The sequence below is a fragment of the Roseovarius sp. BRH_c41 genome, assembly GCF_000961715.1.
GTDB lineage: Bacteria > Pseudomonadota > Alphaproteobacteria > Rhodobacterales > Rhodobacteraceae > Roseovarius.
Genome location: NZ_LADY01000036.1, coordinates 33,057 through 56,120, shown reverse-complemented (window position 1 = coordinate 56,120; position 23,064 = coordinate 33,057). Strand labels below are relative to the sequence as shown.

23 protein-coding genes and 1 tRNA gene are annotated in these 23,064 nt (G+C 62.0%); 13 read left to right on the top strand and 11 right to left on the bottom strand.

Annotated features, from left to right (window positions below; all coding sequences use genetic code 11):
• Window positions 1-51: 51 nt before the first annotated feature.
• From VR71_RS11055 to pyrF, 3 genes are all read left to right on the top strand, one after another.
• Window positions 52-306, top strand: a complete 255-nt coding sequence (locus VR71_RS11055) for a hypothetical protein (RefSeq protein WP_045683853.1) — start codon at window positions 52-54, stop codon at window positions 304-306.
• Between the two features lie 154 nt (window positions 307-460).
• Window positions 461-715, top strand: coding sequence for a hypothetical protein (locus VR71_RS11050; RefSeq protein ID WP_045683851.1), 255 nt, complete (start codon window positions 461-463; stop codon window positions 713-715).
• 69 nt (window positions 716-784) lie between these two features.
• The gene (pyrF, locus tag VR71_RS11045) at window positions 785-1,489 is read left to right on the top strand and encodes an orotidine-5'-phosphate decarboxylase (RefSeq protein ID WP_296430217.1); all 705 of its coding nucleotides are present in this window, start codon (window positions 785-787) and stop codon (window positions 1,487-1,489) included.
• 15 nt (window positions 1,490-1,504) lie between these two features.
• Here the strand turns inward: pyrF and VR71_RS11040 are convergent.
• From VR71_RS11040 to VR71_RS11030, 3 genes are all read right to left on the bottom strand, one after another.
• Window positions 1,505-1,578, bottom strand: a tRNA-Gly gene (locus VR71_RS11040).
• An 88-nt stretch (window positions 1,579-1,666) separates the two neighbouring features.
• Window positions 1,667-2,590 (bottom strand): hypothetical protein, encoded by a 924-nt coding sequence (locus tag VR71_RS11035; RefSeq protein ID WP_045683847.1) that lies wholly within the window; start codon window positions 2,588-2,590, stop codon window positions 1,667-1,669.
• Window positions 2,591-2,664: 74 nt separating this feature from the next.
• Window positions 2,665-3,711 carry a Glu/Leu/Phe/Val dehydrogenase dimerization domain-containing protein gene (locus VR71_RS11030; protein ID WP_045683920.1) on the bottom strand — a complete coding sequence of 349 codons (1,047 nt, stop codon included), beginning with the start codon at window positions 3,709-3,711 and terminating at the stop codon, window positions 2,665-2,667.
• 120 nt (window positions 3,712-3,831) lie between these two features.
• Between VR71_RS11030 and VR71_RS11025 the strand changes: the two genes are divergently transcribed.
• Window positions 3,832-4,287, top strand: coding sequence for an Lrp/AsnC family transcriptional regulator (locus tag VR71_RS11025; protein ID WP_009816509.1), 456 nt, complete (start codon window positions 3,832-3,834; stop codon window positions 4,285-4,287).
• A 3-nt stretch (window positions 4,288-4,290) separates the two neighbouring features.
• Entirely contained in the window at window positions 4,291-5,451 is a 1,161-nt protein-coding gene (locus tag VR71_RS11020) for a geranylgeranyl reductase family protein (RefSeq protein WP_045683844.1), read from the top strand.
• Window positions 5,452-5,490: 39 nt separating this feature from the next.
• Here the strand turns inward: VR71_RS11020 and VR71_RS11015 are convergent, their stop codons facing one another.
• From VR71_RS11015 to VR71_RS10985, 7 genes are all read right to left on the bottom strand, one after another.
• Window positions 5,491-6,636 carry an iron-containing alcohol dehydrogenase gene (locus VR71_RS11015; RefSeq protein WP_045683842.1) on the bottom strand — a complete coding sequence of 382 codons (1,146 nt, stop codon included), beginning with the start codon at window positions 6,634-6,636 and terminating at the stop codon, window positions 5,491-5,493.
• Entirely contained in the window at window positions 6,633-8,015 is a 1,383-nt protein-coding gene (locus tag VR71_RS11010) for an aldehyde dehydrogenase family protein (protein WP_045683917.1), read from the bottom strand. Before VR71_RS11010 ends, VR71_RS11015 begins: the two co-directional genes overlap by 4 nt.
• Before the next feature lie 73 nt (window positions 8,016-8,088).
• Window positions 8,089-9,444, bottom strand: coding sequence for a glutamine synthetase family protein (locus VR71_RS11005; RefSeq protein ID WP_045683840.1), 1,356 nt, complete (start codon window positions 9,442-9,444; stop codon window positions 8,089-8,091).
• Window positions 9,445-9,536: 92 nt separating this feature from the next.
• Window positions 9,537-10,571: a TRAP transporter substrate-binding protein gene (locus VR71_RS11000; RefSeq protein WP_009816504.1), complete on the bottom strand. Its 1,035-nt coding sequence runs from the start codon at window positions 10,569-10,571 to the stop codon at window positions 9,537-9,539.
• A gap of 53 nt (window positions 10,572-10,624) precedes the next feature.
• Complete coding sequence (locus VR71_RS10995; protein WP_045683838.1) at window positions 10,625-11,947, bottom strand: TRAP transporter large permease subunit; 1,323 nt, start codon at window positions 11,945-11,947, stop codon at window positions 10,625-10,627.
• Entirely contained in the window at window positions 11,947-12,543 is a 597-nt protein-coding gene (locus VR71_RS10990) for a TRAP transporter small permease subunit (protein WP_045683836.1), read from the bottom strand. The genes VR71_RS10995 and VR71_RS10990 overlap by 1 nt, the downstream gene beginning before the upstream one ends.
• Window positions 12,536-13,327 (bottom strand): N-formylglutamate amidohydrolase, encoded by a 792-nt coding sequence (locus VR71_RS10985; protein ID WP_045683834.1) that lies wholly within the window; start codon window positions 13,325-13,327, stop codon window positions 12,536-12,538. Before VR71_RS10985 ends, VR71_RS10990 begins: the two co-directional genes overlap by 8 nt.
• Before the next feature lie 128 nt (window positions 13,328-13,455).
• On the opposite strand from VR71_RS10985, the gene VR71_RS10980 reads away from it, so the two are divergent.
• Window positions 13,456-14,322 carry a MurR/RpiR family transcriptional regulator gene (locus VR71_RS10980; RefSeq protein ID WP_040651095.1) on the top strand — a complete coding sequence of 289 codons (867 nt, stop codon included), beginning with the start codon at window positions 13,456-13,458 and terminating at the stop codon, window positions 14,320-14,322.
• On the opposite strand, the gene bhcR is transcribed toward VR71_RS10980, so the two are convergent.
• Complete coding sequence (bhcR, locus tag VR71_RS10975) at window positions 14,294-15,136, bottom strand: HTH-type transcriptional regulator BhcR (protein ID WP_045683832.1); 843 nt, start codon at window positions 15,134-15,136, stop codon at window positions 14,294-14,296. The genes VR71_RS10980 and bhcR overlap by 29 nt on opposite strands.
• A 214-nt stretch (window positions 15,137-15,350) precedes the next feature.
• On the opposite strand from bhcR, the gene bhcA reads away from it, so the two are divergent.
• The 7 genes from bhcA (at window position 15,351) to ugpE (ending at window position 23,060) form a co-directional block, all read left to right on the top strand.
• Entirely contained in the window at window positions 15,351-16,544 is a 1,194-nt protein-coding gene (gene bhcA, locus VR71_RS10970; RefSeq protein ID WP_045683916.1) for an L-aspartate--glyoxylate aminotransferase BhcA, read from the top strand.
• 11 nt (window positions 16,545-16,555) lie between these two features.
• Entirely contained in the window at window positions 16,556-17,524 is a 969-nt protein-coding gene (gene bhcB, locus VR71_RS10965; RefSeq protein WP_045683830.1) for a beta-hydroxyaspartate dehydratase BhcB, read from the top strand.
• 68 nt (window positions 17,525-17,592) lie between these two features.
• Window positions 17,593-18,756, top strand: a complete 1,164-nt coding sequence (bhcC, locus tag VR71_RS10960) for a 3-hydroxy-D-aspartate aldolase BhcC (RefSeq protein ID WP_045683829.1) — start codon at window positions 17,593-17,595, stop codon at window positions 18,754-18,756.
• Window positions 18,757-18,764: 8 nt separating this feature from the next.
• Window positions 18,765-19,769, top strand: coding sequence for an iminosuccinate reductase BhcD (bhcD, locus tag VR71_RS10955; protein ID WP_296430215.1), 1,005 nt, complete (start codon window positions 18,765-18,767; stop codon window positions 19,767-19,769).
• A gap of 201 nt (window positions 19,770-19,970) precedes the next feature.
• Window positions 19,971-21,284: a sn-glycerol-3-phosphate ABC transporter substrate-binding protein UgpB gene (ugpB, locus tag VR71_RS10950; protein WP_045683827.1), complete on the top strand. Its 1,314-nt coding sequence runs from the start codon at window positions 19,971-19,973 to the stop codon at window positions 21,282-21,284.
• Between the two features lie 37 nt (window positions 21,285-21,321).
• Complete coding sequence (gene ugpA, locus VR71_RS10945) at window positions 21,322-22,203, top strand: sn-glycerol-3-phosphate ABC transporter permease UgpA (protein ID WP_009816493.1); 882 nt, start codon at window positions 21,322-21,324, stop codon at window positions 22,201-22,203.
• 20 nt (window positions 22,204-22,223) lie between these two features.
• Window positions 22,224-23,060 (top strand): sn-glycerol-3-phosphate ABC transporter permease UgpE, encoded by an 837-nt coding sequence (ugpE, locus tag VR71_RS10940; RefSeq protein ID WP_045683912.1) that lies wholly within the window; start codon window positions 22,224-22,226, stop codon window positions 23,058-23,060.
• Window positions 23,061-23,064 lie beyond the last annotated feature (4 nt).

Sequence of the window (23,064 nt, the reverse complement as noted above, 5' to 3'; positions counted from 1 at the left end):
GTTCAAGAGTTATCCACAGGGCGTTCTCGCCCATTCCGGAGGACAAGAACCATGACAGAATCACGCGTGAGACTGGAAGCCATCGGATATAATCCCGAATGGGCCGCGTTTGTCGCACGGGCCGAGGTGATCCAAGGGGCCGAGCGGCTGGTCTATCCCGTGCATTTCTGCGCCCCCCTGACCGCAGAATTCGCCCGCATCGCGCGCGGCTTGACCGAGTGCGCCCAGCACTTGCATCGCTCTGGTCGCGCGGACCTGAGGATGCGGCGCGCGCCGGGCCGGACCCCGCCTGCCCTGGCGGCCTGAACGCGTGTTGCGCGTATGATAGTCAGGGCGCAGTCATACAGGGCGCAGTCATATTTTTGGCGCGATTCCGCGTGCATGTATGTTTGGAATAAATCAGGTAAAATATCGGCGTAGCGTGCCGTTAGTAGAGTAACGAGTGAGTGGGTTTTCTGGAATGCATATTACCAAAGTGCGCGCGCGCGATCTGCGCCGGGACGTCCCGACCGGCTGTGTCAGCGGAGTTCTCTTGCTGGAAACCGGAAACGGACAAGTCAGCCTCAATGTAAGCGCCCCCGTGGCAGAAGCCCTCAACCACGGTCTCTGGTCGGACGCCTTGCGACAGTTGCAACGCCTGCCAGAGTTTCGGCGCAACGCGGCTCAGATTACCTTGGCGGCGTCCGCCTTGGACGGGATGTGCGCAGAGGTGTGACAGAGGCTTGACGCAGCCCACCGCCGCCGCGACAAGGGCGCGACACCTGCAGCAAGAGGAGCGCCACCAATGACCGCCGTCGTGACCGATGATCGCCTGATCGTAGCCCTGGATGTGCCCAACGCCCTGGAGGGGCTCAAGCTCGCAGAGCAATTGGGTGACAGTGTCGGGTTCTACAAGATCGGTCTTGGGATGCTCACAGGCGGGGGTCTTGGCCTTGCCAACGAGCTCAAGACCGAACTGGGCAAGCGGATTTTTCTCGACATGAAGCTCTTTGACATCGGCGCCACGATCGAGGCGGCGGTGCGGGGGCTGGCGCAGTTTGATCTGGATTTCCTGACCGTGCATGGCGATCCGCATGTCGTGCGCGCCGCCAAGCAAGGGGCCTCGGGCAAACCGATGAAGATCCTCGCGGTGACGATCCTGACCTCGCTCGACCGCGCCGATCTCGACGCCGGGATGATCAAGCTGGGCGATCTGCCTGATCTGGTGGCCGAGCGCGCGGGCCGCGCGTTCGAGGCGGGGGCCGATGGCGTGATTGCCAGCCCGCAAGAGGCGGCGATGATTCGTGCCCTGCCTGAGGCTTCGGGCCGCCTTATCGTTACACCGGGAGTGCGGCCTGCGGGCAGTGCGCTGGGTGATCAAAAGCGGGTGGCAACCCCGGCACAGGCAATTGCTGACGGGGCCGATCACATCGTCGTCGGACGCCCCATCTGGTCCGCCCAAGATCCGCGCGCGGCGGCTGAGGCGATTCTGTCCGAATTGCGCGGCTGAGTGGCTGAGAATATCTGGAGCGGGTAACGGGAATCGAACCCGTAACTGAAGCTTGGGAAGCTTTCGTGATACCTTTTCACCATACCCGCCGCGGCGCTCTGGATAGCACCGTCGGTCTGCCTGCTTCAAGCGAAAACTTGCGGGCCTGACCGGCGCTTTATGACTGACCCGCCCGGATCAAGACCCAAACCGGATCAGGCTCTGCCCCTTGGGGCTTGTGCTGCGGTATACCACCGTCTCGGGCAGGTGTAGCGTCAGCGGTGCCTCTGCCAGCCCGGCCCGCCACGGCTGGCCGAGATCAAGGCAGCTCGCCTGCGCGCCGGTATAGTCGCGGCGCAGCGACACCCACCGCAGATTGCCAAGATCGCGGGCAATCTCGCGCCCCGCCTGCGTCACGCTGCTGCGGCGCAACATCTCGCGCCCCAGACCTTCGGTGCGGGTGTCCTGTCCTGGCAGATCGGACCAGACCCCGCAGAGATGCGCACGCCCGTTGATCGGCCGCAGTTCCGCCGCAAGGCGCAGGCCCCCGCCGCTGCTGTAGCGCCCCTCGACCACCTGAGCGGCACCAGAGAGCGGCACGGTGCGGCTGTTGCGACTGAGGAACGGGAGCACTTCCAATGCGGCACTCATCGCGCCGGTGCCGGTCTGGCGAAAGTCGATCTGCGGATCGCTGCCGCCGCCGTTCCTGCGGCTGATCTGCTTGCGCGGCACGAACACCTCGGGCACGCGGCCCGGTTGCCATGTCAGCGTGGTGAGGATGCAGCGTGCGGGCGCGCCGGCATAATCGAGCCTCGGGTCGATCTGCGGTAAATCCCCGAGGTTCTGCGCGACGCGCTGACCATCCACATAGACCGTCGCCAGCCGCACAATCTCGCGCGCGGCGCCTGTGGTATAGCTCGACTGGCTCTCGCTCTCGGACCAGACGCCGCAGAGCGCGGTGCGCCCGTCCGTTGTCGGGCGCAGCTCGGTGGCGATGGTCAGGCCGCCACCGCTGCTAAAGGTGCCATGTGCGAGGCTCACCCGCTCGCTCAGCGTGGTTTGCGCCTCTGCGCCACCGGCCAGTCCAAGGATCAGAGCAAATGACAGGGACAAACGCAGCATGAGAGCCTCCGGGGGTGTTTGGCGCAGTGTAGCAGGCCAAACACCCCAGCTCAATTGACCTCGGCGGAGCGGCGTCAGCCCGCCGCTTGCAGCAACTGCTCTTCGACCAGACGGTCGGCGAGGATTGCGGGGCTTATCCCTTCGCCCGCTGCGCGCGTCAGGATATGCGCCATGCGCGCCTGCATCGCGCCTAGCCGCTCTTCAACCCACGGGGCGCGGGGCGCGATCTGCAGGATTTCGGCGGCGACATTGATGATCCCACCGCCATTGGCAACGTAATCGGGCAGGTAGAGGATGGCGCGCGCGCGCAGGCGGTCGGCATCCTCGGGCGTGGCCAGTTGGTTGTTGGCCGCGCCACAGACCATCTTGGCCTTGATTTCGGGGATACTGCGCGCATTGAGCACGCCGCCGATGGCACAGGGCGCAAAGATATCGGCGTCAACGGCATGGATGACGCGTGGATCGACCATGGTTGCGCCAAACTCGCGCACCGTGCTGGCGGCATGCGCCGGGTTCATATCTGCCACGCTCAGGCGCGCGCCGGTCTCATGCAGCAAGAGACAAAGATGCCAGCCGACATGCCCCAATCCCTGCACCGCCACATGGCGCCCCCTGAGATCGTCCGTGCCCCAGAGCTGCGCCGCACCTGCGCGCATCGCGCCCAACACGCCGCGCGCGGTCACGGGCGAGGGATCACCGCTGGCATGCGCGCCCGTGTCCAGCCCGGCGACAAACCGCGTTTCGCGGGTGATCTCGGCCATATCCTCGGGCGACATGCCCATATCCTCGGCGGTCCAATAGCGACCGCGCAGCATGTTGATCGCACGGCCCATGGCCCGCAGCATTTGGGGCGTCTTGTCGCGCATCGGATCACCGATGATCACCGCCTTGCCACCGCCCAACGGAAGGCCGGCGGCGGCGTTCTTATAGCTCATGCCCCGCGAGAGGTTCAGCACATCCTCGAGCGCGGCATCGTCACCGTCATAGACGCGCATGCGCAGGCCGCCCGCAGCCGGGCCAAGCCGGGTGGAATGCAGCGCGATAAACCCGCGCAAGCCGCTCTCGCGATCCTCGACGCGGTAAACTTCCTCATGGGTGGGACTGGCCAGACGTGTGAGCATGATGGACTCCTCCTTGACCGCAAGGATAAGAGCGGTCAGACGCGATAAAACGGCAAACATGGGTCACATGCGTTGAAATTTTGGGTGATATCCCCAAGAACAGGGAGTAGATTAGGTTAAATGGATCGTATCGACCGCCAGATCATCGCCGCCCTGCAACGCGACGGACGCCAAAAGCTCGCCGATCTGTCGGCGGTGGTGTGCCTCTCGCCTACGCCTCTGGCACGGCGTATCGCCCGGCTCGAATCCGATGGGGTCATCACCGGCTATGCCGCGCGGGTCAATCAAGAGAAGCTCGGCCTGCCGCTCAACGCCTTCATCTTTGTCGAGTTGGAGCATCACACCCGTGACGCGATCACCGCGTTTGAAACGCGGCTCAGGCGGTTTGACGAGGTGATGGAATGCTACCTGATGACCGGCACCCGCGATGTGCTCTTGCGGGTGGTGGCCGCCGACCTCTCAGACTTTGACCGCTTTCTCGAGGAGGGGTTGATGCAGACCCCCGGCATCCGCTCCATGCGGTCGAGTTTTGCGCTGCGGACCATGATCCGCCGCGACGCGCTGCCCGAGGTCTGAGCCGTGCAGCGGTTCGACGTGATCGTGGTCGGGGCCGGGCCTGCTGGCGCATCCGCCGCTTATGCTGCGACGCGCGCGGGGCTGCGGGTGGCGCTGATCGACCGCAAGTCATTCCCGCGCGAGAAACTCTGCGGCGGGTTGATCACCGGGCGCGCGCGCAGGCACTATGCCGAGATTTTTGGACATGCGATGCCGTTCGAACCGCAGGACTGCAAGACCACGGTGGATTTCTGGTTTCGCGGGCGGCCCATGGGCCTGATCAAAGACGCCCCCGCCCTCTACACGACGATGCGTTGGGATATGGATGCGATGCTCTGCGGGCAGGCTCTCGGGGCAGGGGCGCAGGATTTCACCGGGCAGGCGGTGGCTGAGATCGACCACGACGCCCGGACCGTGATGCTCAAAGGCGGGGCTGTGCTGGACTACGGCGTGCTGATCGGCGCGGATGGCGTCAATTCCCAAGTGGCACGCGCCCTCTTTGGCCAGCCCTTCGATCGGCAGCGCATTGGCTTTGGGCTCGAGATTGAGGCGCGCGGCGCGCCAAGCGACCCCGCCGCGCCGATCCGAATAGATCTGGCGGCGGCGCAGTGGGGCTATGGCTGGGTCTTTCCCAAGCGCTGCTCGACCACAGTGGGGGTGGGCGGCCTCTTGTCAGAGAACCCGGATATGAAACGCGCCATGGCGGACTATTGCGCGGTGCTGGGGCTCGCGTCGGAGGAGGCGAGCGTCAAGGGTCAGTTCCTGCCGTTTGGCGATTTTCGTCCCATACCGGGGCAGGGTGCCGTGCTGCTTGTGGGCGATGCGGCGGGGCTGGTCGATCCGATCACCGGCGAAGGCATCGGCTATGCGATGCAGAGCGGGCAATTGGCGGCAAAGGCCGCGATTGCGGCGCTGGGCGCGGGGCGGCCCCAGACGGCACTCAGCCATTATCGCCGCGCGCTGCGCCCGGTTCACCGCGCCCTGCGCATGGCGCGGCTGATCCGTCCGGTGATCTTTCTGCCCGCGCTCGAGCCGGGCTTTGCCCGTGCCTTTCAACGCTCCTCCACCCTGCGCCACGATTACCTGCGCCTGATGGCGGGAGAGGTGGAGTATGGGCAAATTCTGGCGCGTCTGGTGCTGCGCCTGCCCCGCCTCGGGATCATGGCTCTGCGCGCCCGCTTCTGACCGGGGGAGGAGGGATGGGGGACGCTGTCCCCCAAACCGTCAGAATGCCGCCTTGAAGAGCGCCGTCAGATTGGTCTCGGTCAGTGGCACCGGGTTGCCGCCACAGCTTGGATCGGTCAACGCACCCGCGACGAGGTCGGGAATCGCGGTCTCGGTCACGCCGAGATCGCGCAGGCCGCGCGGGATGCCGAGGCTGTCGTTGAAGTCCTGTACAAAAGCGCGGAACCCGTCATAGCCGCCTTTGAGGCCCAGATATCCCGTCGCCCGGTCGAACCGGTCGCGGATCACATCGGCGTTGAGATCGAGCACGGCAGGCATGCAGACTGCATTTGTGGTGCCGTGATGGGTGTTGAAATAGGCGCCGACCGGATGGCTCATGGCATGGATCGCGCCCAGACCCTTTTGAAACGCGGTGGCCCCCATGGCGGCGGCGCTCATCATCTGCGCGCGCGCCTCGATATCCGTGCCATCGGCATAGGCGCGCGGCAGGTAGTCGATCACAAGGCGCATGCCCTCCAGCGCGATGCCTTGGGACATCGGGTGGTAATGCGGGCTGGAGAATGCCTCGACGCAATGGGCAAAGGCGTCAAGCCCGGTGCCTGCGGTGATGAATTTCGGCATGCCGACGGTCAGTTCGGGATCGCAGATCACCACCGTGGGCAGCACCTTGGGGTGAAAGATGATCTTCTTGGCATGGGTCACGGAATTGGTGATCACCGAGGCGCGCCCGACTTCTGATCCGGTCCCGGCGGTGGTGGGCACGGCGATGATGGGCGCAATGGCATCGGCATTCGCGCGTGTCCACCAATCGCCGATATCCTCATAGTCCCAGATGGGCCGCGTTTGCCCGGCCATAAACGCCACCATCTTGCCCAGATCGAGGCCAGAGCCACCCCCAAAGGCGATCACCCCGTCATGCCCGCCCGCCTGATAGGCGGCAACACCGGCGGCAAGGTTGATCTCATTCGGGTTGGGATCGACCTCGGAAAACATCGCGCGGCCAAGGCCAGCGGCCTCTAGGATATCGAGCGCGCCCGCCGTGACAGGCAGCCCCGCCAGCCCCTTGTCGGTGACCAGAAGCGGGCGCGTGATCCCGGCCTGCGCACAGGCAGCGGGCAGTTCGGCAATTCGGCCAGCGCCGAATTTGATCGCGGTCGGATAGGACCAGTTGGCAGTCAGGGTCATTGCGTCACCTTCTTGAGATGGTAGGATTTGGGGCGTGTGAGGTTGTGATAGCCGATCACCGACAGGCCGCCGCCGCGCCCGGTGTTCTTGCAGCCGGTCCAGCAGAGGCCGGGATCAAGATAATCGGCGCGGTTGAGAAACACCGTGCCGGTTTCGACGCGGTCGCCCACCGCCTGCGCGCGGGCAACATCGGCCGTCCAGAGGCTGGCGGTCAGGCCAAACTCGCTGTCATTCATCAGGGCAATCGCCTCCTCGTCGGAGGAGACCGGCATGATGCCCACGACGGGACCAAAGCTTTCGTCGCGCATGACGCGCATCTCGTGCGTCACATTGGTCAGGATCTGCGGCGTGAGATAGGCCGCGCCGTCATCCTCGGGCATCGTGGCGATATGCGCCTTTGCCCCCATCTCCAGCGCCTCGGCCACCTGCGCGCGCACCTCTGCGGCAAAGCGCACATTGGCCATCGGCCCGATGGTGGTCTCAGCCTCCAGCGGATTGCCGAGTTTATGGGACTTTACCAGAGCCACGGATTTCTCGACAAAGGCATCGAACATGCTCTGATGCACATAAATCCGCTCGATCCCGCAGCAGCATTGCCCCGAGTTGAACATCGCCCCGTCGATCAGCGTCTCAACGGCGGCATCCAGATCAGCATCCTCCATCACATAACCGGGGTCTTTACCCCCCAGTTCCAGCCCGAGCCCGGTAAAGGTGCCCGCCGCCGCGCGTTCCATCGCGCGCCCGCCGCCGACAGAGCCGGTAAAGTTGATGAAATTGAACGCTCCCCCCGCAATCAGCGCCGATGTGGTGTCATGGTCCAGAAAGATGTTCTGAAACACATCCTCGGGCACGCCCGCCGCATGAAACGCCTGTGCCATACGCTCGCCCACCAAAAGGGTTTGCGTCGCATGTTTCAGCACCACGGTATTGCCCGCGATGAGCGCGGGCGCCACGGTGTTGATCGCGGTCATATAGGGGTAATTCCACGGGGCCACGACAAAGACCACGCCATGCGGCACCCGTCGGATATAGCGCAGGAACGTGGCATCCTCGCCCACCGCGATATCCGCCAGCGCGCCTTGGGCAATCGCCGCCATATGGCTTGCACGCTCGTTGAAACCGCGGAACTCGCCGCCATAACGCACCGGGCGGCCCATCATATGCGCCAGTTCCGGCACGATTTCGTCATTCATCGCCCCCACGGCGGCGACACCGGCCATCACCAACTCTATCCGCTCCTGCAAAGGCCGCGCCGCCCAAGCCGCCTGTGCCGCACGCGCCCGGCCCGCTGCCGCTTGCGCAGCTTCCAGCGTCAGCACCGGACGCTCGGCATAGACCGACCCGTCGATGGGAGAGATACATTTCACTGTCTGCATGATCGCATCCTTGATCACGGGCATGACGCCCGTCCTTTCATCGTTCCACAAATACTCAAATCCGACCGTGCGGCGCTCAGGCCCGCTCGAATCCGCGCGCCACCTCGTAATCCGTGACCACGCGGTCGAAATCCTCGATCTCGACCTCGGCGGCGCGGGCGTAATGGTCTATGACCGCATCGCCGAATGTGTCGCGCAGGAATTGAGACTGCTTGAGCGTGAGATAGGCATCGCGCAGCGTTTCCGGGATGCGCCCTGTCTCGCCGCTATAGGCATCGCCCGTAGCGGGCGGGGCCAATTCCAGCTTGTCTTCGATCCCCTTGATCCCCGCCGCCAGCATCGCGGCCATGGCGAGATAGGGGTTGAGGTCCGATCCCCCGACGCGGCATTCCACGCGCACCGCCTTGGACCCCGCACCGCAGAGGCGAAAGCCTGCGGTGCGATTGTCGACCGACCACAGGATACGGGTGGGGGCAAACGTGCCCTTCTGGAACCGCTTGTAGCTGTTGATATAGGGGGCGAGGAAATAGGTGTAATCAGGCGCGTATTTCAGCAATCCGGCCATGTAATGCTTCATCATCTGGGACATGCCCAGCTTGTCCGCAGGGTCAAAGAATGCCGGTTTGCCATCCTGCCACAGCGATTGATGCACATGGCTCGATGAGCCGACGCGCCGATGATCCCATTTCGGCAGAAAGCTCGCGGCATGGCCCTGTTGCCACGCAATCTCCTTGATCGCGTGCTTGGCAATGGTGTGGTAATCGGCGGTATCGAGCGCCGGGGCATATTTGATGTTGAGCTCTTCTTGCCCCGCCTCCGCCTCGCCCTTGGTGTTCTCGATCGGCAGACCGGCGGCATAGAGGTGATTGCGGATGGGCCGCATCACATGCTCTTCCTTGGTGGTCTGGAAGATATTGTAATCCTCGTTATAGCCCGAGAGCGGCGTCAGCGCGCGATAGCCGGATTTGCGGATTTCATCAAAGCTTTTCTCGAACAGGAAAAATTCCAGTTCCGTCGCCATCATCGCGTCAAAACCCATGGCATCCAGCCGCGCCAATTGCCCCTTGAGCATGGCGCGCGGGCTGTGCGGCACCGGCGCATGGGTGTGGTGATCCAACACATCGCAGAGCACCATCACCGTGCCCTCGAGCCAGGGCATCGGGCGCAGCGTGCTCAGGTCCGGCTTAATCACATAGTCGCCATAGCCACGCTCCCAGCTTGTGGCGGCAAAGCCCTCGGGCGTGGTCATTTCCAGATCGGTGGCCAGCAGGTAGTTGCAGCAATGCGTCTCTTCCCAGGCGCTGTTGACGAAATGGCCTGCGTGAAAGCGTTTGCCCATCAGGCGGCCCTGCATGTCCACAAGGCACACGAGCACGGTATCCACCTTGCCCGCCGCGACCTCTGCCTTGAGGGTTTCGAATGTCAGCCCCATGATGTGCTCCGTCTTTCCGTATCTGAACGTCTTTAAAGGTTTCGGGTTGTGGGTAAAGCGCCCCCCGGCGCGACACCAGGGGGCAGTTGGAATCAGGTGTAGCGATAGGGCCGTCCGGCCTTGGCCATGTCGGCGTTGTACTTCTTGAAGATCTCGACAACCTTGGCCTTGGTCGGGCTTTCGGCGGCGATTTCGTCCCAGAACACCAGAGCGGCATCCTCGACCTGCTGCCATTCGGCATCGGGAATTGTCGTCAGCTTCATCTTGGTGCCATCGACCCGCAGCGAGGCCTCGCCGCCCCAATACCACCACTGGCGATAGTAATGCGACTGATCACAGCACACCCGGAACAGGGTTTGCAGATCCTCGGGCAACTCGTTCCAGCGGTCCATATTGGCAAAGAACGACCCGGCCCAAGCGCCCGAGATGTTGTTGGTCAGGAAATAATCGGTCACATCGGCCCAGCCCACCGTATAATCCTCGGTGATGCCCGACCATGCGATGCCATCAAGTTCGCCGGTCTGCACCGCGACCTCGATATCCTCCCACGGCAGGGTGACAGGCACGACACCGAACTGCGTCAGGAACCGGCCCGCCGTCGGGAAGGTAAAGACCCGCTTGCCCTCCAGATCCTTGAGGCTGTTGATCGGCTCCTTGGTGGCGAAATGGCAGGGATCCCATGCGCCCGCGCTGATATGCTTGACGCCGACCTTGGAATATTCCTCGTCCCAGATCTCGTTCAGGCCGTATTGGTTAAAGAGCACCGGCACATCGAGGCTGTAGCGGCTGGCAAAGGGGAAATAACCGCCAAAGACGGTCACTTCGGTGGGGCTTGCCATGCTGTCATCATCCGACTGCACCGCATCAATCGTGCCGCGCTGCATGGCGCGGAACAACTCGCCCGTTGGCACCAGCTGATCGGCAAAGAACAGCTCGATCTGCATGCGGTCGCCAGCGATCTTGTTGAACATGTCGATGGCGGGTTTCACCACATGCTCGGCCAGCGCGGCCCCGGCATAGGTCTGCATCCGCCAGGTGATGGTCGATTGCGCCAATGCGGGGGTGGCCAGCGGCGCGGCCAGCGCGCCTGCCCCGGCAGAGGTCAGAAACTTGCGTCTAGAGGTCATCGTCTTCTCTCCTTGTTGTGAAATCCGGCCCCTGTCCGGGGCTCTTCTCGGGGTTATTTTCCGTAAACATACTCTGGCAGCCAGAGGGCGATTTGCGGGAACGCCATCACCAGAACCAGCGCCAGCACCATCACACCGACAAAGGGCACAATCGAGCGATAGATGTCGCGCAGGCTGATTTCCGGTGGGGCCATGGCCCGCATGAGAAAGAGGTTATAGCCAAAGGGCGGCGTCATATAGGCAATTTGCGTGGTGATCGTATAAAGCACGCCATACCAGATCAGATCGAACCCAAGCGCGCCCACCAGCGGCACATAAAGCGGCGCCACAATGACGAGCATCGCCGTGTCATCCAGAAATGTGCCCATCAGGATGAACGAGAGTTGCATCAGGATCAGGATCATCCAGGGGCTGAGATTCAGTTGCTCGGTAAAGAGATATTCAATCGCCTTGACCGCACCCAACCCGTCGAACACCGCGCCAAAACCCAAGGCGGCCAGAATGATCCACATGAACATGCACGAAATCGCCAGCGTGTTGCGCACCGAGGTCTCGAACACCTCCCGTGTCATCCGCCGCTTGAGCACCGCCGCCACAAAGGCTGCCATTGCACCAATCGCCGAGCTTTCCACAAGGCTCGTCCAGCCTTTGACAAAGGGAAACATCATCGCGGCAAAGATCACCAGCGGCAGCAGCCCCGCGCGCAAGAGGCGCAGCTTTTCCGCCAGTGGCACGTTGCGCTCGTCCTCGGGCAGTACCGGGCCAAGCTCGGGCTGAATCCGACAGCGCACATAGATGTAGATGATGAACATCGTGGCCATCATCAGCCCCGGCAGCACGCCCGCCAGCCACAATTGCCCCACGGGTTGCCGCGCGATCATCGCATAGAGCACCAGCACCACAGAAGGCGGCACAAGGATGCCGAGGGACGAGCCCGCCTGAATGACCCCCGTCACCATGATCTTGTCATAGCCGCGCCGCAACAGTTCCGGCAGCGCGATGGTGGCCCCAATCGCCATGCCCGCCACCGACAGGCCGTTCATCGCGGAAATCAGCACCATGAGACCAATCGTGCCAATCGCCAATCCGCCCCGCACCGGCCCCATCCAGACATGGAACATCTTGTAGAGATCATCGGCGATCTTGGATTCCGACAGCACATAGCCCATGAAAATAAACATCGGCAGCGTCAGCAGCGGATACCATTTCATCAGCTTCATGGCGCTGGCAAAGGGCACATCCACCCCGCCCACACCCCAGAGCAGCATCGCCGCCGCCGCGCCGACAAATCCGATAGCCCCGAATACCCTCTGCCCGGTCAGGAGCATCAGCATCATCGAGGAAAACATCAGGATGGCGATCATTTCATAGGGCATCAGAGCGCCTCGCCTTTGATCCGAAGGATGTCACGGCAAAGTTCTGCCAGTGCCTGCAATAGCATCAAGAAAACGCCCAGACAGAGCACGGCCTTGATCGGCCAGATAAATGGTCGCCACGCGGTCGAGGAGCGCTCCATAAAACCAAACATCTCGCCCGCCGCCGTTGGCCCTTGGGTCACCAGGGTCTTGACCACCTGCCAGAACCACGAAAACGGCTCTGTCCCGAAATACCCCAGCGAATAGGCGGTAGAGCCCACCGCGCCATAGAGCAGCACACCGAGATAAAACAGCAGGAAGAACACGGTAAACGCATCAACCCATGCTTTGGTGCGATCCGTCCAGGCGCCGTAAAACAGGTCCATCCGCACATTGCTGCCCAGTTGGATCGAATAGGGCCCGCCCAGCACGTAATAGGCCACCATCACGAATTGCGCCGTCTCCAGCGTCCAGAGCGAGGGATCAAAGAATGTCTTGGACACGGACGACCACAAGAGCACCCCGATCAGCACGAAAATCAGATACATCGCGACCCGCCCGATAAAGCGGTTCATCGCGTCGATGGCACGGATATAGGTCAGCACGGCTCTAGGCATGCGCCCCCCCTTTGACGGTCTCGCCAAGAACGTTCAGCGCCGGACGCAGCAGGGTCAGCAGCTCATCGGTCATCCGCGCCTCTGCCGCCGCATCGCGCAAGAGATCATTGCGGATCTCGATCATCACATTGGGCAGGTTATGCGCCAGCCCATGCAGTTTGAGCGAATGGGTCACACCATCCTCGGGGCCGTAGGGATCATTGCGGCGGATTACCCGATGGGGCAGGCGGTGCGCCTCGGCCAGCATCGCATCCGCCAGCCCTGTGTCACTGTCATGCAGAATACCGATTTCGCAGCCGCGCGGGGTGCCGAACCAGACCGGGGTAAAGCTGTGGATGGTGATCAGCGCCGTCACCAGCCCCGCCGCCTTGCGTGCGGCAATCACCTGGCTGACAGCGTTGCAAAACGGCGCATAGACCTGCGCCACCCGTTGGGCGCGGGCCGCTGCATCAAGGTTGCGATTGCCCGGCACCTCGATCACCTCGGAGCGGTCGGGCATGGCGCTCTCTGCCTCGGGCGGGCGGTTGCAGTCATAGACAAGGCGCGACACCTTGGCGGCCACCATCGGCGCATTCAGCGCCTTGGCCAAGGCCAGCGCCACAGCCCGCGCACCGGGATCCCATGCCGCATGGCTCTGCCGCGCCTCGGCGCTCAGTCCAAGGCCGTGATACTGCGCCGGGATGACATTCGACGCATGTTCGCACAGGATCAACGCCGGGCCAGTGGCCTGCCCGCCGATCACCTCGACCACGTCAGAATCATCCTCTTGCAGATCGCTCGTCATGCGCCCCCCTGCGGTGTTTGTAAAAATGTTTCCACATGAAGAAATTTGTGTCAATATATTTCCAGCGGGTATCACCGGATTGCGATCCGGCCTGCCTGTTTCGACGGCACCAGTTTAGGATCAGCGATGTGACCAAGCCCCCGCCAACCGTGCGCGACTTGATCCGCGCGCATTACAGCGCCCTCACCCAATCCGAACGCAAGTTCGCGCAGGCGCTGCTCGACAGCTACCCGGCGGCGGGTCTGGCCTCGATCACCATCGTCGCGGCGAATGCCGGCGTGTCCACCCCGACCATTGCCCGCATGGTGCAGAAGCTGGGCTTCAAGGGCTATCCGCAATTCCATCAGGCGCTGTTGAAAGAGTTGGAGGCCAAGGTCTCCGGCCCGACCCAACGCCGCGCCAACTGGGCCTCAGAGGCCCCCGCCACCCATTCCCTCAACCGCTTTGCGCAGGCGGTGACACAGAATATCGAACAGACCTTCGCCAATATCGACAGCGCCCGCTTTGACGAGGCCGCGCGCCTCTTGGCCGATACCGACGGGCGTCTCTATCTGGTGGGCGGGCGCATCACCCGCGCACTGGCCGACTATGCCTTCACCCATTTTCAGGCGGTGCGCGGGCGGGTCACGCATATGACCTCGTCCTCCGCCACTTGGCCGCATTACGTGCTGGATATGGTCGAGGGCGACACGCTTCTGATGTTCGACATCCGGCGTTATGAAACCAGCCTGATGCGTCTGGCCGAGATTGCCACGGCGCGCGGCGTCCGCGTCGTGCTGATCACCGATCAGTGGATGAGCCCCATCTCGGATCTGGCCACCCATACATTCAACTGCTGGGTCGAAATCCCCTCGGCTTGGGATTCCAACATCTCGACTATGATGCTGCTAGAGGCGCTCATCGCCGCCGTACAAGAAGAACGCTGGCCCGCCACCCGCGAGCGCTACGAACAGCTTGACGCCTTGTTCAACGCGACCCGTTTGTTTCAGAAATAACCACACCCTTTCCCGCGATCAGGTGGGTGATCTGCGTCGCCGCCTGCGCCACCGCCGCGCCGAACTCTGCAATCTGGGCATCGCCAAACCGACTGCTGGGACCAGAGATCGACACGCCGGCGCAGGGCTCTCCGCGATCGTTGAAAATCGCGGCACCGATGCAGGACATCCCGTCATAACGCTCATTGCGGTCAAACGACCAACCACGGCGGCGGGTTTCGGCCAGATCATCAAAGAGGGCGCGCGGCGTGATCAATGTCTCTTCGGTAAACCCCTTGAGGCCCGCCCCCTTGAGCAATGTCATCAGCCGATCCTCAGGCAGCGATGCCAGAATCGCCTTGCCGGTGCCAGAGGCATGCATCGGGGTGCGAGATCCGGGTGGAAAGAAGGCGCGGATCGGATTCTGCGTCTCGACCTGACCGATAAACACCACCTCGGCCCCGTCCGGCACCGCCAGATTGGCGGTCTCGCCGGTCTGCTCCATCAACCGCCGCATCACCGGGCGGCCCGCATCGGCCAGATTGGTCCGCTTGAGATAGGCCACCCCGGTGCGATAGGCCTCGATCCCGATGGTCCAATCCTGCCGCTCTTCGTCGAACCGCACGAAATCGCGTTTCTGCAAGGTGGTCAGAATGCGGTGCGTCGTGGCGGTGGGAATCCCAAGGCTCAGCGACAGATCCGTCAGGTTCACCCCCTCTTGTCGCGCCACGGCGGTCAGCACCGAGAGCGCCCGATCCAGCGCTTGCATTGTCCCGGCGCTGCTATCGGCGAATTGCGATTTCGGGCGGCCGCGCGCGCGCTTGGTCTGGGTCATGGCGGTGATTCCCTTGCTGGCTGTCGTGGTGGGCGATTGTATGCAGAATAAAAAATATTTTCATGTTATTCTTTTAACTCGTTATGAAAAAATAAAAATCAAACAATATCATATGTTTGATTATTTTATTGATATAATGAAAATACCTTTCAAGAAAATTGCAAAGGCGGACTTCCTGCGTCATAGTATGCTCATCTCAGAGGAGGATGGCGCAATGTCAGATCAGAACCCGGTTTTCATTCCCGGCCCCACGAACATTCCCGACCGGTTGCGTCGCGCCATGCAGGTGCAGACGCAGGACCACCGCTCGCCCGCTTTCGTCAACACGCTCAACCCGGTGCTCAAGGGCTGCAAGACCGTCTTCAGCACCACCAAGGGCCAAATCATAACCTTTCCCGCCTCCGGCACCGGCGGCTGGGAGGCGGCGATCACCAACACGCTCAGCCCCGGCGACAAGGTTCTTGTGGCGCGGTACGGCATGTTCAGCCACCGCTGGATCGACATGTGCCAGCGTCATGGCCTCGACGTGCAGATCATCGAATGCCCTTGGGGCAGCGGCGCGCCCGCTGACCGTTTCCAAGAGGCGCTGACCGCCGACAAGGGCCACAGCATCAAGGCCGTTCTTGTCACGCATAACGAGACCGCAACCGGCGTCCGCTCGGACATCGCCGCTGTTCGGGGGGCGATGAACTCTGCAAAGCATCCGGCGCTGTTGATGGTCGATTGCGTCAGCTCCTTGGGCTCTATGCCCTTCGAGATGGATGACTGGGGCGTCGACATCGCGGTCTCCGGCTCGCAAAAGGGCTTCATGCTCAACACAGGCATGGCGATTCTCGCCGTCAGCCCCAAGGCGCTGGCTATGATGGAAACCGCCAAATTGCCGCGCACCTTCTTTGATTTCCGTGATATGATGGGTGCCAATGCCAAAGGCGGGTTCCCGTATACCCCGCCCTTGCAATTGATCTACGGCATGGCCGAGAGCCTCAACATGCTGTTCGAAGAAGGGCTTGAGAATGTCTATGCCCGTCACGCCCGGATCGCAGAGGGCGTGCGCCGCGCGGTTGATGCCTGGGGCTTGAAACTGGTGGCGCAGACGCCAGATCTCTATTCGGACACCGTCAGTGCGGTCTTGGTGCCCGAGGGCTTTGACAGCAACCGCCTGACAGAGCGTGTCTTTGGAACCTACGGCATGAGTTTTGGCGTGGGTCTGGGCGAGATGAACGGCCGCGCCTTCCGCATCGGCCATCTCGGGAGCCTGACCGAGTCGATGATGCTCTCGGGTCTGGCGACGCTTGAAATGGCGATGGTGGATTTGAATTACCCGGTTAAACTGGGGTCTGGTGTGATCGCGGCGCAGGAATACTACCGCTCGACCGCCAAACCCGTTCTGGCCGAAAAAGCCGCGTGAAAGGAAGAGACATGCTGGATCAACGCATCGCAAGCGATCTGACCATTGACGACATGCGCGCCGCACATGAGCGCATCAAACCCTACATCCACCGCACGCCTGTGCTGACCTCGTCCTTTCTCAACGACCTGACCGGAGCCGAGCTGTTCTTCAAATGTGAGAACTTCCAAAAGGCCGGTGCCTTCAAGGTGCGCGGTGCCTCCAACGCGGTGTTTGGCCTTACCGACGAGATGGCCAAGATGGGTGTGGCAACCCACAGCTCTGGCAATCATGCGCTGTCGCTCAGCTATGCCGCTGGGCGGCGGGGCATCCCCTGTTACGTGGTCATGCCCCGCACCGCCCCGCAGGCGAAAAAGGACGCGGTGCGTGGCTATGGTGGCATCATTACGGAATGCGAGCCATCAACCACCAGCCGCGAAGAGGTATTTGCCAAGGTTCAGGCCGAAACCGGCGCGGAATTCGTCCACCCCTACAACGACCTGCGCGTCATTGCCGGTCAGGCCACCTGCTCTGCCGAACTGCTGGAACAGGTGGATGGGCTGGATGCCGTGATCGCCCCGATTGGCGGCGGCGGCATGGTGTCGGGCACCTGCCTCACGCTCTCGAATCTGGCACCGCATGTCAAAATCTATGCCGCAGAGCCGGAACAGGCCGACGACGCCTATCGCAGCTTCAAGTCGGGGCATATCATCGCGGATGACGCGCCTGAGACCGTGGCCGATGGCCTCAAGGTGCCGCTCAAGGAAAACACCTGGCATTTCGTCAGCCACAATGTCACCGACATTCTGACCGCCAGCGAAGAGGAAATCATCGACGCGATGAAACTCACCTGGAAGCGGATGAAGATCGTGATCGAGGCTAGCTGCGCCGTGCCTCTTGCCACCATCCTCAAAAACCGCGAGGTTTTCGCGGGCAAGCGCGTGGGTGTGATCATCACCGGCGGCAATGTCGATCTCGACACGCTGCCGTGGATCAAATGACCAATTTCCTTCGGTGCGCGATCCTCGCGCGCCGCAACTGAACAACCCGTAATCTGGGAGGATATCCGATGAAAGACACGATCAATCTCGACGAATTCGAAGTGGGTTATGACATTCCCGCCCTGCCGGGCATGGATGAATCCGAAATCCAGACGCCCTGCCTCGTTCTCGATCTTGATGCGCTGGAACGCAACATCAAGAAGATGGGCGACTGGGCCCGCGAGCACGGCATGCGCCACCGGGTGCATGGCAAGATGCACAAATCCGTCGATGTCGCCCTCTTGCAAGAGAGCCTCGGTGGCTCGTGTGGCGTCTGCTGTCAAAAGGTCAGCGAAGCCGAAGTGTTTGCCCGTGGCGGCATCAAGGACGTTCTGGTGTCGAACCAGGTCCGTGACCCCGCCAAGATCGACCGTTTGGCCCGCATGCCGAAACTGGGCGCGCGCACCATCTGCTGCGTCGATGATCTGACCAATGTGGCGGATCTTTCGGCGGCCGCGCAAAAGCATGGCACCCAGATCGAATGTCTGGTGGAAATCGACTGTGGCGCAGGCCGCTGCGGTGTGACCACTACCCCCGCCGTGGTGGAAATCGCCAAGGCCATCGACGCCGCACCGGGCCTCAAGTTCGCGGGCATTCAGGCCTATCAGGGCGCGATGCAGCACATGGACAAATACGAGGACCGCAAGGCCAAGATCGACCTCGCCGTGGCACAGGTCAAGGATGCGGTCGACACGCTCAAGGCCGAAGGGCTGGAGTGCGACATCGTCGGCGGTGGCGGCACCGGCAGCTACTATTTCGAGGGTAACTCGGGCGTTTATAACGAGCTTCAGTGTGGCTCTTACGCCTTTATGGACGCCGATTATGGCCGCATCCTCGACAAGGATGGCAAGCGTATCGACCAGGGCGAATGGGAAAATGCGCTGTTCATTCTGACCTCCGTCATGAGCCATGCCAAGGCCGACAAGGCCATCGTTGACGCGGGTCTCAAGGCGCAGTCGGTCGACTCGGGCCTGCCGGTCGTCTTTGGCCGCACCGATGTGCAATACGTCAAATGTTCGGACGAACATGGCGTCGTTGCCGATCCCGATGGCGTGCTCAAGGTAAACGACAAGCTGCGCCTCGTTCCCGGTCACTGCGATCCGACCTGCAACGTGCATGACTGGTATGTCGGCGTGCGGAACGGCAAGGTCGAAACCGTGTGGCCGGTCTCGGCACGCGGTCGGGCCTACTAAGGGCTGGCATGATGAATACCCAGAACGAAGTGTCCGCCGACGGTTTCGTGATCGTCGGCGAGGAAATCTGCCAGAAAATCATCAGCCGCGCGGATGCCTTTGGCGCGGTCGAGGCGGTGTTTGCCGCCATGGCAAGCGGCGATGCCTATAACTTTCCGGTCGTCCGCGAGGCGATTGGGCATGCCGACGCGCTCTATGGCTTCAAGGGCGGGTTTGACCGCTCTGGCTTGTCGCTGGGCCTCAAGGCCGGGGGTTATTGGCCGGGCAACATGGACAAGGGGCTGACCAACCATCAATCTACCGTGTTCCTGTTCGATCCCGATACCGGGCGGCTCTCTGCGCTGGTGGGCGGCAACTATCTGACTGCGCTGCGCACGGCGGCCTCGTCTTCGGTTTCCATCGCGCATCTGGCGCGTAACGACTCCAAGGTTCTGGGCATGGTCGGCGCAGGCCACCAATCCACCTTCCAATTGCGCGCCGCCGTTGAACAGCGCGCCTTTGAAAAGGTCGTGGCCTGGAACCCGCATCCCGACATGCTGCCGCGCCTTGGCGCTGTGGCCGAGGAGCTGGGGCTGGAGTTTGAGGCCGTCACCCAAGAAGAGCTGGGCGCGCAGGCCGATGTGATCATCACGATCACCTCCGCGTTTGAGCCGCTGATGATGGCCGATTGGGTCAAACCCGGCACCCATATCGCCTGCATGGGCACCGATACTAAGGGCAAGCAAGAGGTCGACCCGGCGCTCTTTACCCGTGCCACCGTTTTTGCCGATGAGATCGCGCAGTCGATCAGCATTGGCGAGGCACAGCATGCGGTCGGCAAGGGTCTGATTGCCGAGGCTGACATTACCCCCATCGGGGCCGTGATCAACGGCACCCATACCGGGCGCAGCAATGCCGAGGAAATCACCCTCTTTGACGGCACCGGCGTGGGGCTTCAGGATCTCGCCGTGGCCTCTGTCGCGGCCAAACTGGCGCGCGAACAGGGGCTGGTGACACCCATCACCTTGGGCTGATCCGCGTTAACTGTTTGTTTCGACGCAATTTCGAACCGAAAAAGTCCATGAGCTTTTTCTGAAATTGCTTCATAACAGTTTGGTGAAATTTGCACAGGCAGCCGTTACCACGGTTGCCTGTTCTCTTTTTACGTGTAGCTTGACCGCGCAAGACGCGGCGGGACGGGTTGATCCGGGCACGCGTTCCACAGGGAGGATCAGATGTCTAAATTCGCTTTTGGCGCCATTCTTGCCGCCACCACGGCCCTCGCGCCGCTCGCCGCCGCCGCACAGACCGAAATCCAGTTCTGGCACGCGTTCACCGGGCGGTTGGCCGAATTGCTCGATGAACAAGTCGCAGGCTTTAACGCCGGTCAGAGCGATTACAAGGTCACCGCATCGCCCAAGGGCAACTATTCCGAGGCGCTCAATGCCGGCATCGCCGCCTTTCGCGCGGGCGAACAGCCGCATATCCTCCAGGTGTTCGAGGTTGGCACCGCCAGCATGATGGCCGCCAAGGGCGCAATCAAGCCGGTGTATGAGGTGATGGCCGAGTCGGGCTTGCCCTTCGACCCGGAGGCGTATCTGTCCGCCGTGACCGGCTATTACACCACCGCCGAAGGTCAGATGCTCTCGCTGCCCTACAACTCTTCCACACAGGTTCTCTATGTGAACCGCGACGCGCTGTCGGGCGCAGGCATCGACCCTGATACCGATCTCAGCACTTGGCAGAACGTCGATACGGTTCTGGGCCAACTCAAAGAGGCGGGCCATGCCTGCCCCTATACCACCTCCTGGCAGAGCTGGGTGCATCTCGAGAGTTTCTCGGCCTATCACAATGTCCCCTTCGCCACGAAGGCCAATGGCTTTGACGGCTTGGATACCGAACTGGTGTTCAACGGCCCGCTTCAGGTGCAGCATATCGCCAAGCTGGGGGAATGGGCCAAGGACGACAAATTCATCTACGCCGGTCGCCGCAATGAGGCAGGTGCCAATTTCCGTGGCGGCGATTGCGCGCTCTTTACCGAGAGCTCGGCAGGCTACGCCGGCGTCAAAGCCGAGGCTCAGTTCGATTTCCAGATCCGCCCGCTGCCCTATTGGGACGGGGTCGAGGGCGCGCCGCAGAACACCATCATCGGCGGGGCCTCGCTCTGGGTGATGCAGGGGCACGAGGCCGAGGAATACAAAGCCACCGCCGCCTTCCTCAACTACCTCTCCTCGCCCGAGGTGCAGGCGCAATGGCACCAGAACACCGGCTACCTGCCCATCACCTCCGCCGCAGCCGAGGTGACGCGCGCCGCAGGGTTCTATGAGGCCAACCCCGGCACAGACATTGCCGTAACCCAAATGACCAGCAAGGAACCGACCGAGAATTCCAAGGGTCTGCGCCTTGGCTCTTTCGACCAGATCCGCGCCATCATCGATGAAGAGCTAGAGGCCGTCTGGTCCGGTGACAAGGACGCGCAGGCGGCGCTGGATACGGCCGTGGAACGCGGCAACCAACTGCTGCGCCGGTTCGAACAAGCCAACCGCTGAGTCACGTTGGGGCCGGGCAACCGGCCCCTGACCGCGCATGGAAAAACGTGTCACGTTCAAAGGCTGGCTCTTGCCGCTCTGCCTCATTGCCCCGCAGGTGTTTATCTCTGCGGTGTTCTTCTTCTATCCGGCAGGGCAGGCGGTCTGGCAGTCGCTCTTCATTCCCGATCCCTTCGGCCTCTCGTCGCAATTCGTGGGGCTTGGAAATTTCGAATACCTGCTCGGGGACCCCTATTACCGCGCGTCTTTCCTGACCACGGCGGTCTTTTCCACGCTGGTCACTCTGGCGTCGATGATCCCGGCGCTGTTTCTGGCGGTCATGGCCGACCGGCTGGTGAAATCGGCGGGCACCTATCGCACGCTGCTGATCTGGCCCTACGCCGTGGCCCCGGCCATCGCCGGGGTGCTCTGGATGTTCATGTTCAACACCCGCGTTGGCGTGGTGTCGTGGTATCTGGGGCAGTTGGGCTATGACTGGAACCATGTGCTGAACGGGACCGAGGCGATGGGATTGGTCGTCGCCGCCTCTGCATGGGGGCGGATCAGCTATAATTTCCTGTTTTTCTTTGCCGCCCTTCAGGCCGTGCCCCGCTCGATCATCGAGGCCGCCGCCATCGACGGCGCGCGCTTCTGGCGGCGGTTCTTTACCATCGTGCTGCCGCTCCTGTCACCCACCACCTTCTTTCTGCTGGTGGTCAACATCGTCTATGCCTTCTTCGAGACCTTCGGCGTGATCCACACCATCACCGCCGGCGGACCGCAGCAATCAACCACCATCCTCGTCTACAAGGTGTTTTCCGACGGGTTCGTCAGTCAGGATCTCGGCTCCAGCGCGGCGCAATCCGTGATCCTCCTATTGGTCGTCGGCCTGCTCACCGTGCTGCAATTCAAGTATATCGAAAAACGGGTGCATTACTGATGGCCCGCGAGATCACAGGCATGGTCGAGCGGCGCGGCTTTGGCCTCTGGCTCACGCATCTGGTGATGATTGCGGGCGTATTGGTGATCTTCTTCCCGATCTGGCTGGCGTTCGTGGCCTCGACCGTCACGCAGCCCGAAATCGTGCGCCCGCCGATGCCGCTCTGGCCCGGCGATCAACTGATCGAGAACTACACCGCAGCCCTCTTTGCGGGCGTCAACGTGCCGGTGCTGACCATGCTGGGCAACTCGCTGATCATGGCGGTGGGCATTGCCGTGGGCAAGATCATCATCTCGCTCACCTCGGCCTTTGCCATCGTCTATTTCCGCTTTCCGGGGCGCAACATGTTCTTCTGGCTGATCTTTCTCACCTTGATGCTGCCCGTCGAGGTGCGCATCGTGCCCACCTATGAGGTGATCGCAGGCTTTGGCATGCTCAACAGCTATCAGGGTCTGATCTTTCCGCTCATCGCCTCTGCCACCGCGACCTTTCTCTTTCGCCAGTTCTTTCTCACCATCCCCGATGAATTGGCCGAAGCGGCGCGCGTCGACGGCGCCAGCCCGATGCAGTTCTTCTGGGATATCCTCCTGCCGATGAGCCGCACCAATATCGCGGCGCTCTTTGTGATCCTCTTCATCTATGGCTGGAATCAATATCTCTGGCCGCTTCTGATCACCACGGACCCCTCAATGAACACCATCGTCATGGGCATCCGCCAGATGTTCCCGTCGGGCGATGACGTGGCCGATTGGCCGGTGATCATGGCCACCTCGATCCTTGCAATGATCCCGCCGGTGGTGGTGGTCATCTCGATGCAGAAACTCTTTATCCGCGGCCTTGTGGACAGCGAGAAATAGACGA